The organism is Rhodococcus sp. P4_F5 (assembly GCF_056401315.1).
In genome coordinates this window covers 87,960-99,161 of sequence record NZ_JBFUJP010000005.1, presented here as the reverse complement: position 1 = coordinate 99,161, position 11,202 = coordinate 87,960, and the positions used below count along the sequence as shown (strand labels likewise).

10 protein-coding genes are annotated in these 11,202 nt (G+C 71.1%); 7 read left to right on the top strand and 3 right to left on the bottom strand.

Annotated elements, in window-relative coordinates; genetic code table 11:
* Positions 1 to 66: 66 nt before the first annotated feature.
* Together mshA and AC1DU4_RS04785 are read left to right on the top strand one after the other, a co-directional pair.
* Positions 67 to 1,392, top strand: a complete 1,326-nt coding sequence (gene mshA, locus AC1DU4_RS04790) for a D-inositol-3-phosphate glycosyltransferase (RefSeq protein WP_477837922.1) — start codon at positions 67 to 69, stop codon at positions 1,390 to 1,392.
* Positions 1,389 to 1,949, top strand: coding sequence for a type III secretion system chaperone family protein (locus AC1DU4_RS04785; RefSeq protein ID WP_477837921.1), 561 nt, complete (start codon positions 1,389 to 1,391; stop codon positions 1,947 to 1,949). Before mshA ends, AC1DU4_RS04785 begins: the two co-directional genes overlap by 4 nt.
* 31 nt (positions 1,950 to 1,980) lie before the next feature.
* Here AC1DU4_RS04785 and AC1DU4_RS04780 read toward each other — a convergent pair whose 3' ends face one another.
* Positions 1,981 to 3,048, bottom strand: coding sequence for a DNA polymerase IV (locus AC1DU4_RS04780; protein ID WP_477837920.1), 1,068 nt, complete (start codon positions 3,046 to 3,048; stop codon positions 1,981 to 1,983).
* Between the two features lie 113 nt (positions 3,049 to 3,161).
* Between AC1DU4_RS04780 and AC1DU4_RS04775 the strand changes: the two genes are divergently transcribed.
* The 5 genes from AC1DU4_RS04775 (at position 3,162) to AC1DU4_RS04755 (ending at position 9,293) form a co-directional block, all read left to right on the top strand.
* Positions 3,162 to 3,908 (top strand): phosphoglyceromutase, encoded by a 747-nt coding sequence (locus tag AC1DU4_RS04775; protein ID WP_477837919.1) that lies wholly within the window; start codon positions 3,162 to 3,164, stop codon positions 3,906 to 3,908.
* Positions 3,909 to 4,065: 157 nt separating this feature from the next.
* Positions 4,066 to 5,340: a sensor histidine kinase gene (locus AC1DU4_RS04770; RefSeq protein WP_477837918.1), complete on the top strand. Its 1,275-nt coding sequence runs from the start codon at positions 4,066 to 4,068 to the stop codon at positions 5,338 to 5,340.
* The gene (locus AC1DU4_RS04765; RefSeq protein ID WP_477837917.1) at positions 5,337 to 6,026 is read left to right on the top strand and encodes a winged helix-turn-helix domain-containing protein; all 690 of its coding nucleotides are present in this window, start codon (positions 5,337 to 5,339) and stop codon (positions 6,024 to 6,026) included. Before AC1DU4_RS04770 ends, AC1DU4_RS04765 begins: the two co-directional genes overlap by 4 nt.
* A gap of 167 nt (positions 6,027 to 6,193) precedes the next feature.
* Complete coding sequence (locus AC1DU4_RS04760; RefSeq protein ID WP_477837916.1) at positions 6,194 to 7,525, top strand: MFS transporter; 1,332 nt, start codon at positions 6,194 to 6,196, stop codon at positions 7,523 to 7,525.
* An 82-nt stretch (positions 7,526 to 7,607) separates the two neighbouring features.
* Positions 7,608 to 9,293, top strand: a complete 1,686-nt coding sequence (locus AC1DU4_RS04755; protein WP_477837915.1) for a class I adenylate-forming enzyme family protein — start codon at positions 7,608 to 7,610, stop codon at positions 9,291 to 9,293.
* A gap of 45 nt (positions 9,294 to 9,338) precedes the next feature.
* On the opposite strand, the gene AC1DU4_RS04750 is transcribed toward AC1DU4_RS04755, so the two are convergent.
* Together AC1DU4_RS04750 and AC1DU4_RS04745 are read right to left on the bottom strand one after the other, a co-directional pair.
* On the bottom strand, positions 9,339 to 10,235 hold the full coding sequence (locus tag AC1DU4_RS04750) for a LysR family transcriptional regulator (RefSeq protein WP_477837914.1): 897 nt from the start codon (positions 10,233 to 10,235) through the stop codon (positions 9,339 to 9,341).
* Position 10,236: 1 nt separating this feature from the next.
* On the bottom strand, positions 10,237 to 11,112 hold the full coding sequence (locus AC1DU4_RS04745) for a LysR family transcriptional regulator (protein ID WP_477837913.1): 876 nt from the start codon (positions 11,110 to 11,112) through the stop codon (positions 10,237 to 10,239).
* Between the last annotated feature and the right edge of the window lie 90 nt (positions 11,113 to 11,202).

Genomic DNA, 11,202 nt, shown 5'->3' with positions numbered 1-11,202 from the left:
GGCGCAGTCGTGCTGGTCGGCGGTGCTGGGTGCGGCCGTCTCTCCCGCAGGGGGCAAGATGGGGTCGTGACGCCAGCGCATAACCATCGGTTGAGGAGGGTGGCCGTTCTCTCGGTCCACACCTCCCCATTGGCTCAACCGGGGACCGGGGACGCGGGCGGGATGAACGTCTACGTCCTGCAGAGCGCCCTGCGACTCGCCGAGCGCGGCGTCGAGGTGGAGATCTTCACCCGGGCCACGTCCTCCGCGGACGCCCCGGTGGTCGAGGCCGCGCCCGGCGTCCTGGTGCGCAACGTGGTCGCCGGACCGTTCGAGGGCCTCGACAAGCACGACCTGCCCACGCAGCTGTGTGCGTTCACGGCCGGGGTGCTGCGCGAGGAGGCGCACCACCCGCCGGGCTACTACGACCTGGTGCACTCGCACTACTGGCTCTCCGGGCAGGTGGGCTGGCTCGCCCGCGACCGGTGGGGCGTGCCGCTGGTGCACACCGCGCACACCCTGGCCGCGGTCAAGAACGCGGCGCTCGCCGAGGGCGACACCCCGGAACCGGCCGCCCGGCAGATCGGCGAGCAGCAGGTGGTCGCGGAGGCCGACCGGCTGATCACCAACACCGCCGACGAGGCCGACAAGCTGGTCGAGGTCTACGGCGCCGACCCCGGCCGGATCGACGTGGTGGCGCCCGGCGCCGACCTCTCGCGCTACCGGCCGGGCGACCGCGCCGCGGCCCGCGCCGAGGTCGGCCTGGACCCGGACGAGTTGATCGTCACCTTCGTCGGCCGGATCCAGCCGCTGAAGGCTCCCGACGTGCTGCTGCGCGCCGCCGCGGAGCTGATGGCCCGTCAACCGGGGCTGCCGGTGCGGGTGGTGGTGGTCGGCGGGCCGTCGGGCACCGGGCTCGACCGCCCCGACTCGCTGATCGAGCTCGCGGCCACGCTCGGCATCGCCCCACGGGTGACGTTCCTGCCGCCGCAGCCGCCCGACCGGCTCGCGCAGGTCTACCGGGCCTCGGACCTCGTCGCGGTGCCCAGCTACTCGGAGTCCTTCGGTCTGGTGGCTCTCGAGGCCCAGGCCTGCGGGACCCCGGTGGTGGCGGCCGACGTCGGCGGTCTCGGCGTCGCGGTCCGCGGCGGGGAGACGGGACTGCTGGTGCCCGGGCACCGCACCGACGACTGGGCCGACGCGTTGCAGTCGCTGCTCACCGATCCGGGCCGGCTGACGGAGATGGCGCGCCGGGCGCCGCTGCACGCCGCGAACTTCTCCTGGGAGCACACCGCGGACGGGCTGCTGGAGAGCTACCGGCGGGCGGTCGCCGGCTACCGCCCGCAGCCGGACCTCGCGCCGCGCCGCGGCCGCGGACTGTGGAAGCTGCGACGACTGGGAGTGCGCGCGTGAACGAGACCGTCAGCCTGATCGAGGCCGCCCTGGCCGAGCGGGAACTGGACTACACCCGGCAGGGCGAGAACCAGTTCGTCGTCGAACTGCCGGGGGAGCGCAAGCTCAAGACGGCCTGCCTGCTCAGCGTCGGCAACCACGGTGTGCGGGTCGAGGCGTTCGTCTGCCGCAACCCCGACGAGAACTTCGAGGGCGTCTACAAGTACCTGCTGCGCCGCAACCGCCGGCTCTACGGCGTGCACTACACGATCGACCGGGCCGGCGACATCTACCTGGTCGGCCGGATCTCCACGCACGCCGTCACCGGCGACGAGCTGGACCGGGTGCTCGGTCAGGTGCTCGAGGCCGCGGACGGCGACTTCAACCTGCTGCTCGAGCTCGGGTTCGCCGGTTCGATCCGGCGCGAGTGGGCGTGGCGGGTCTCCCGCGGGGAGTCGCTGGCGAACCTAAAGGCCTTCGAGCACCTGATCGACGACGACGGCGCCCGGCCCGACGGCGCACCCGCGGGCGAGGACGCACCCGAACGCGTGCCCGGCGCCGTTCCCGGCCTCGACTGACGGCCGCTCCCCGGCTGCCACCAACGCCCGCTCAACCGGGTGCGTCGGGCGGCGTCATGTCGAGTCGTACGCCCAGCAGGCGGACCTCGCGGTCGTGGTCCAGCCGCTCGGTCAGCGCGGCGGCGGCGTCCGCAATCACCGCCGGGTCCAGTGTCGGCTCGGCCAGCGGGCGGCCGGTGGTGTGCGTGTCGAACGGCGCGTACCGGACCTTCAGCGTCACCCGCACCGCCGCTCGCCCCTCGGCCCGCAGGTCCTCGGTGACCCGCCCGGCCAGCGAGCGCACCTCGGCCGTCACCTGATCGGGGTCGGTGAGATTGTGCTGAAAGGTCGTCTCCCGGCCGTGGCCGCGGGCCACCCAGGGCTCGGCGGTGACCACCTCGTCGCCGATCCCGCGGCCGAGCCGGTGCAGCCACGGCCCGATGGTGGGGCCGAGCGCGTCGGCCAGCTCGCCGTCGGCGGCGTCGGCCAGCTCGCGAACGGTGTGGATGCCGAGGGCGGCAAGCTTCTTCGCCGTCTTGTCGCCGATGCCCCACAGCGCGTCCGTGCTGCGCTCGCCCATTACCTCGAACCAGTTGTCCGCGGTCAGCAGGTACACCCCCCGGGGCTTGCCGAAACCGGTCGCGATCTTGGCGCGCAGCTTGTTGTCGCCGATGCCCACCGAACAGTGCAGCGACGTCGCCGCGAGCACCGCGGCCTGGGCTTCGCGGGCGAACGCCACCGGGTCCGCGGTGGCGACGCCGAGAAACGCCTCGTCCCAGCCCAGCACCTCGACCACCGCGTCGAGTTTGCGGAGGGTGTCCATCACCGACCCCGACGCCGCCGTGTACGCCTCGCCGTCGACGGGCAGGAACACGGCATCGGTGACGCCGCGGGTGACGAGCCGGCGGGCGGCGACCCGCAGCGGCATCCCCGACCCGATCCCGAACTCGCGGGCCTCGTACGACGCCGTCGAGACCACGCCGCGCTCGGTGGGGTCACCCCGTCCGCCGACGATCACCGGCCGGCCGCGCAGCTCGGGGTGGCGCAGCACCTCGACCGCGGCGACGAACTGGTCGAGGTCGACGTGCAGCACCCAGCGGTCGCGCGGCGAGGCACCCATCCACCCAGTGTGCGGTCCGAGGCGGACGGCGGCCAGGGCCCGTGGCCGTCCGATCGGCGGGCTCCGGCAGACGCTCGTCGCAGGGGCGTCGGCGGGCGTGTCAGGATTGACACATGAGTACTGGAACACTTGTGCTGCTCCGCCACGGCGAGAGCGAATGGAACGCCCTCAACCTGTTCACCGGCTGGGTGGACGTTCACCTCACCGACAAGGGCATCGGGGAGGGCAAGCGGGCCGGCGAGCTCCTCAAGGAGCACGACCTGCTGCCGGACGTGCTGTACACGTCGCTGCTGCGTCGCGCGATCAACACCGCCAACCTGGCCCTCGACGCCGCCGACCGGCACTGGATCCCGGTCGTGCGCGACTGGCGTCTGAACGAGCGGCACTACGGCGCCCTGCAGGGCAAGAACAAGGCCCAGACCAAGGCGGAGTACGGCGACGACCAGTTCATGCTCTGGCGTCGCAGCTACGACACCCCGCCGCCGGCCATCGAGGCCGGCAGCGAGTACAGCCAGGACACCGACCCGCAGTACGCCGGCATCGGCGAGGTCCCGCTGACCGAGTGCCTGCTCGACGTGGTCAAGCGGCTCATCCCGTACTGGGAGGACACCATCTCCCAGGACCTCAGGGCCGGTAAGACCGTCCTGGTCACCGCCCACGGCAACTCGCTGCGCGCGCTGGTCAAGCACCTGGACGGCATCTCCGACGAGGACATCGCCGGCGTGAACATCCCCACCGGGATCCCGCTGCGCTACGACCTCGACGAGAACCTGAAGCCGATCAACAAGGGCGGCACCTACCTCGATCCCGAGGCCGCCGCGGCCGGTGCCGCGGCCGTCGCCAGCCAGGGCGCGAAGTAGCCGACGATGTTGCTGACCCGGACCCTCCCGTCACGGCGGAGGGTCCGGGCGAACGCCAGGTGAACAGCCGGGAAACGGGGCTCGGCATGCCCGTGACGTGCGGAGAAATGCCCGCACCCGGGTTCGGTGGGGGTTCACCGAACCGTACGATTCAATTGTGAACATCGTTCAGGCCGTGTTGCTGGCCGTGGCCGCCGCTGTCGGTGGCTATCTGGTCGGTGGCGTCCTGGTCCCATGGGTGCGGCGGCGCTTCGCCCGCCGGGAGGCGGAACAGTCCGGCCTCACCATGTCCCAGGTGCTCGACCTGATCGTCCTCGCCTCCCACAGCGGCATCGCGGTGGTCGACGCCTTCCAGGACGTGGTCCTGTTCAACCCGCGTGCCGAGGAACTCGGACTGGTCCGCAACCGGCTGGTCGACGAGCGGGCCTGGGTCGCCGCGAACCGGGTCCTCGACACCGGTGAGACCGTGGAGATCGACCTGAGCCTGCGCGGTTCCGGCCGTGGACGCGGCAAGATCGCCGTCCGCGGGATCGCGCGCCTGCTCAGCGAGGAGGACCGCCGCTTCGTGGTGCTCTTCGCCGACGACGACTCCGAACAGGTCCGGATGGAGGCCACCCGCCGCGACTTCGTGGCGAACGTCAGCCACGAACTGAAGACCCCGGTCGGGGCGATGGGCCTGTTGGCCGAGGCGCTGCTCGAGTCCGCCGACGATCCCGAGTCGGTGCGACACTTCGGCGAGCGCGTCCTCACCGAGTCGAAGCGGCTCGGCAACATGGTCGGCGAACTGATCGCGCTGTCCCGGCTGCAGGGCGCCGAGAAGCTGCCGGACCTCGACGTCGTCGACGTCGACGAGGTGGTCGAGGAGGCGATGCGCCGCTCGCGGGTGACGGCCGAGGCCGCCGGCATCGAGGTGACCGCGGACCGGCCGAGCGGGCTCGAGGTGCTGGGCGATCGCACCCTGCTGATCACCGCGCTGTCGAACCTGGTGGAGAACGCCATCGCCTACTCGCCCAAGGGCTCCCCGGTGTCGGTCAGCCGCACCCGCCGCGGCGACGAGGTGGCGATTGCCGTCACCGACCGCGGCATCGGTATCGCCAAGGAGGACCAGGAGCGGGTCTTCGAACGCTTCTTCCGGGTGGACAAGGCGCGGGCCCGGGCCACCGGCGGCACCGGTCTGGGCCTGGCGATCGCCAAGCACGTCGCGGCCAACCACAACGGCTCGATCACGCTGTGGAGCAAGCCGGGCACCGGTTCCACGTTCACCCTGTTCATCCCGGGCCACCAGGAGACGGCCGTCGACGACGAACTCCTCGACGACGAGCCGCCGGTGCATCCCGCGATCCCCGAACCCACCGTTACACCAGGCAAGACCGTATCGATCGACAACACTGTGCGGCCGCAGGCCGCAACGAATTTGGAGGCCAACCGGTGACGAACGTGCTGATCGTGGAGGACGAGGAGTCGCTGGCCGACCCGTTGGCGTTCCTGCTCCGGCGGGAGGGCTTCGAGGCGACGGTGGTCGGCGACGGCCCGTCCGCGCTGGCCGAGTTCGACCGGGCCGGTGCCGACATCGTCCTGCTCGACCTGATGCTGCCGGGCATGAGCGGTACCGACGTCTGCAAGCAGTTGCGGGCCCGGTCCGGGGTGCCGGTCATCATGGTCACCGCCCGCGACWGCGAGATCGACAAGGTGGTCGGGCTGGAGCTCGGCGCCGACGACTACGTCACCAAGCCCTACTCGGCGCGCGAGCTGATCGCGCGGATCCGTGCGGTGCTGCGCCGCGGCGCCGACAACGACGTGGACGGGGCGCTCGCCGACGGCGTGCTCGAGGCCGGTCCGGTGCGGATGGACGTGGACCGGCACACCGTGCTTGTCAACGGGGATGCTGTCACCCTGCCGCTCAAGGAGTTCGACCTGCTCGAGTACCTGCTGCGCAACTCCGGCCGGGTGCTCACCCGTGGTCAGCTGATCGACCGGGTGTGGGGCTCGGACTACGTGGGCGACACCAAGACCCTCGACGTGCACGTCAAGCGCCTGCGCTCGAAGATCGAGGCGGACCCTGCCAAGCCGGAACACCTGGTCACGGTGCGCGGGCTGGGGTACAAGCTCGAGGGCTGATCCGACGGAGCSGCCCGCCGCGGATCCATAGGCAGACGTGTTCGGTCGCTTCGTCGACTGCGTATTGATCGGGCGTGAAACGGGCCGTTGAATAGAACGTGATGTGATCCACGGCACTACGGGGTGGGTCGGGCGATTGGCTCACCCCGCGACCGAAGAGGGGCAACATGACGTCTATCCCGGCGCTCGACAAGTCGGAGGCAACTCCGGCCGAGCAGGACTTCCGGCCAGGTAAGGCCGGTGGCCTGTTCACGCGACGCCGGGCCTGGGGCCTGACCGGGCTCCTGGTCACGCTCGGCACGATCAACAACGCCGACAAGGCAGTGCTGGGCATCATCGCGCAGCCGCTGGCGAAGGACCTGGGCCTCACCGCGTCCCAGATCGGCCTCGCCGGCAGCCTCTTCTTCCTGACCTTCGCCATCGGCGGGTTCTTCGCGGGTACCGTCAATCGCCTTGTCTCGCTGCGCTGGGCGCTGGTGATCCTCGCGCTGGGCTGGTCCCTGACGGTGCTGCCACTGATCGTCTCCGCTTCGTTCGCGGTTCTCATCGTCAGTCGGCTGGTGCTGGGACTGTTCGAGGGTCCTGCCGCCGCGCTGAGCCTCACCGCGGCGTACTCCTGGCACGAGCCGTCCAAGCGTGGCCTGCCGGGCGCGCTGATCGCGGGGGCGCAGTCCATCGCAAAGATCGCGATCGCGCCGGCGCTGGCCGTGGTCACCGCGACATTGGGGTGGCGCGCCGCGCTGAGCGTCCTGGCCGTGGCCGGCCTGATCTGGTGCGTCGTGTGGATATTCACCTGGCGCGAGGGTCCGTACATCCGACGGGAGTCGGCGAAGGCCGAGCCGGTGGAGACCGAGGCGAGCGAACCCACCGTCCCGTGGCGCAAGATCTTCCTCAACCGGACGTTCATCTCTGCGGCGGTCCTCATCACCAGTTGCTACGCAATGGTCGCGGTGGTCCTCACCTGGCTGCCGTCGTACTTCGAGCTGGGTCTCGGTTACAGCCGGCTGCAGGCGGGCCTGATGTTCGCGATCCCGAGCGCCGTCGGCCTGGTCCTGATGCTCTCGATCTCCACGATCAGCGACCGGCTGCTGGTCCGCGGCGCCTCCCTCCGCACGGTTCGCATCGTGATGCCCGTCGTCGGCGTCTTCATCTGCGGACTGCTGCTGTTCCTGCTGCCCTCGATCGGTTCGGCGCCGCTGGCGGTCGTCGTGGTCTCCGTCGGGTACGGCTTCTGCACCCCGGTGATGCCGCTGTTCAGCGCGATGATCTCGGACCTGTGCCCGCCGCGACAGACGGCAGGCACGCTCGGCTTCTTCCTGGCGATCATGGCGACCGGTGGCCTGGTTGCGCCGTACGCCACCGGCGTCATCGTCGACCACGCCCCGACCGCGGCACAGGGGTACGCCCTCTCGTTCCAGATCCTCGGCGCGATCGCCGCGGCCTGTGCGGTGCTCGTCCTGATCCTGGCGAATCCGGCCCGGGACCGCCAGCGCGCCTGACCCGTTCGCCGCGGCGGCCGCCGACCAGCGGCGGCCGCGGCCGCCGTGTTCGCCGAGTTCCCCGGGTGATTGGAGAGCAACAATGCTGATTACGAGAACCGACTTCTTCGCCGGGTCCGTCGACTACCCGGAGGTCACCACGGCCCGGCTGCCGGAGACCGCGGCCCGGCACTACGGGGACCGGGTCGCATTCGTGCTCGGCGACACGACCCTGACCTACGCGGAGTTCGGTTCGCGTACCGGATGTTTCGCCGCCGCGTTGCACGGCGCCGGGATCGGCCGAGGCGACGTGGTGCTGATCCACCTGACCAACGGCATCGAGTTCGTCGTCGCGTACTACGGCTCGCTGCGGGCCGGCGCGACGGTGTCCCTGGTCAACCCGGTCCAGCCGGTCGCCGGGCTGCGGCACCAGCTGTGCGACACCGCCGCCCGCGCCGTGGTGACGCAGGCCGCGCAGTACGAGAACGCCGCCGCGGCCGCCGCGGGCACCGCGGTGGAGTTGACGATCGTGCATCGGCCGGCCGGTGCGTCCGCGACCCGGTCTCCGCATTCGGGCGGCGTCGTCGACTACGACGAGTTCGTGTCCGGGGCGCCTGTGGAGTACACCTGCCTCGACGTGACGGGCGAGGAGGTCGCGCACCTCGCCTACACCGGCGGCACCACCGGCGTCTCGAAGGGCGTGCGGGTGCTGCATCGCAACATCGTCGCGAACCTGGCCCAGACGATGATGGCGAGGTCGGGTCTGACACTGGTGCGTGAGCCCGACGGGCTGATCGGGTTCGCGGACCGGGTTCGCGAACCGTCCTGGGACTTCGGCCTCGGTACCGACGTGTCGATCGTGGTGTCCCCGCTCTTCCACGCGCATGCGCTGATCGGGATGAACACCCAGTTGCTGGCGGGGGCCACCAACGTCTTCGCCGGCAGGTTCACCCCGGCCGGGATGCTCGAGCTGATCGAGCGGCACCGGGTCACTGCGATCGCCGGCAGCCCGGCGATGTGGCACGCGCTGACCGCACATCCGGACGCCGTCCGCCGCGACCTGACCTCGGTGCGGCTGGTCACCTCCGGCGCGGCACCGATCGACCTGTCGACCCTCGCGGCGCTGCGTGCCACCTTCCCCCGGGCCCGGGTGGGCGAGGGGTACGGGATGACCGAGGCGACCGCGCTGGTGACGGGGTCGCCGATGATCGGGCGATACCCGGCCAAGGACGGCAGCGTCGGGGTCCCGATGTTCGACACCGAGGTCCAGGTCCGGGCCCTGGACGGCTCGGGAGCGGTGCTGGGCGCGAACGAGCCTGGCACGCTGTGGGTCCGCGGACCACAGGTGGCCGCCGGCTACCTGAACCGGCCGGACGAGACCGCCCAGCAGTTCGTGGACGGCTGGCTCGACACCGGCGACGTCGGGCACATCGACGAGGACGGATTCGTCTTCATCTCCGACCGGATCAAGGACATGCTGATCTACAAGGGGTACAACGTCTATCCCCGCGAGATCGAAGAGGTGCTTCTCACCCATCCGGGTGTGCGCTCGGCCGCTGTGGTGGGCCGCGCGACGGCAGGGGTCGGGGAGGAGCCGGTCGGCTTCGTCGTGCCGGCGCCCGGCTCACGGGTGGCACCCGAAGAGCTGATGGACTTTGTTGCCGCACAGGTGCTTCCGTACAAGAAGCTCCGCGAGGTGGTGCTGCTGGACGAGCTTCCCATCACGCCCACGGGCAAGATCGTCAAGGCTGCGCTGCGCGAGCGACTGCGCGAGCAGGTCGCGGTCTGACCCGGGGCCGTCCGGCCGGCTGCAACCGGCGGCCGGGGGCGCCGGCTAACCGGGTGGGTCGGAGAACGGCGAACGCTCCCGGACCACCGCCAGGAACTCTCGGGCGACGACGGAGAGTCGGTCCGGGTCGAACGTGAGGCCCATGGCCCGGTTCAGCGGCGGCGCGATGGGCCGCACGACCGCCTGCTCGGCCATCGACTCGGCGGTCGACCGTTCGACCACGGCGCCACCGACTCCCGCGACGACGAGCGGAAGCCGGGACTCGCGGTGCTCGACCATCGCGGCGCTCGGCGGCGCCTGACCGACCTTCTGGATCTCGTGCTGGACCCGTCGGGCGACGACGGTACGGTCGTCCGACAACCAGACCATCGGGATCCGGGGGAGCACCGCGAGTGGAACCGGGCCCGGCGGCAGCACGGTGCCGGGCGGGTACGCCAACCAGTACTCGTGCACGGTCAACGTGAGGGACTGCAGGGCCTCGGCCTCGGGCAGCGGGATGTGGCTCGCAACGAACTCGCAGTGGCCGTCCCGGATCAGTTCGACCGGCGCGGTGTCGTCACGAAATTCCTTGATGTGCACGATGACCCGCGGGTGCAGGGCTCGGAACGCGGCGATCGCCTCGGCCAGCGCGGTCAGGCCCAGCATCGGCATCGCCATGATGTCGAGGCGTCCGACCAGCGACGCACTGGTCGAGGCGAGGTTGTACTTGGCCGCGGCCGTGTCACGCAGGATCTGACGCCCGGGTCCGAGCAGCGCACGACCGGCGGRGCTGAGGACCATGCCCCGGCCCAGTCGGTGAAACAGCGGGACACCGAGGGCCCGCTCGAGGCTCCGGATGCCGGTCGAGATCGTCGGCTGTGCGACGCCCAGGGTCAGCGCCGCGCCCGCGATCCCGCCGTGGTCGACGACGGCCAGGAAGTACTCGATCTGTTTCAGGTCCACGTCATTCGCCCCAGTCCTGGGCGCCGGCCAGTTGCAGGAACGCCTCCGCGGCCGGCGACAGCGGCGGTTTGCGCGTCAGCAGTGCGACCGTCTGGGTCAGCGGAGGGTCCAAGGATCGCACCGTGACGGCGGGCAACTGGCTGGCGGCCACGGCGCGCGAGACGATGGTGGCGCCGGCGCCGAGGCGGACCAGGTCCCAGGTCAGGCTGGGGCGGGTGGAGTCCACCACGACGTTCTCCGCGTTCTCGGCCAGCAGGTCGGGGGTGACTCCGTTGCCGGGCACGCTGCCCAGGTCGACGATCAGGGGTACCGACCGGACCGCTTCTCGCGGAACGGGATCCGGCAGTGTTGCGGCGAGGGCCTCGGGCAGTGCGAGCATCAGTTCCTGTTCGCCGAGCGACACCGCGTGCAGGGGGCTGTGGTCGCCGACGAGGCTGCTGATGCCGACCTCGGCCCGCCCCTGTCGGAGCGCGGTGAACACGCCCTCGGGTCCGGCTGTGTCGAAGATGGTCACGGTGATGCGGGGATGCCGCTCGCGGAAGCGTCGCACCAGGTCCACCGTCGGGTCGATGGCGAAGGTCGAGTACGTCACCAGTTCCAGTGAACCCGCACGCAATTCGCGGACGGCGTCGACCTTGTCGCGGGCGGCACCGAGGTCGGCGAGCAGGCGGCGGGCGGCGGCGTCGAAGTCCCGGCCCGCGGGTGTGAGCACGAGCCGCCTGCCGACCCGTTCGAAGAGGGGGCTGCCGAGGTTCCTCTCCAGGGTGCGGATGGCCTGCGAGAGCGACGGCTGGGTGATGTAGAGCGACCGCGCCGCCGCGGTGACGCTGCCATGGTCTACCACCGCTACGAAGTAGTTGACCAGGTGAAGTTCCACCGGTCGAGCATAGTGCGGCGGACCGGTCCGCCCGGTCCGCCCGGCGTGGGGTACTGGCGGGACGTGCTGCACGAGTCCTGGCCGGTCCTG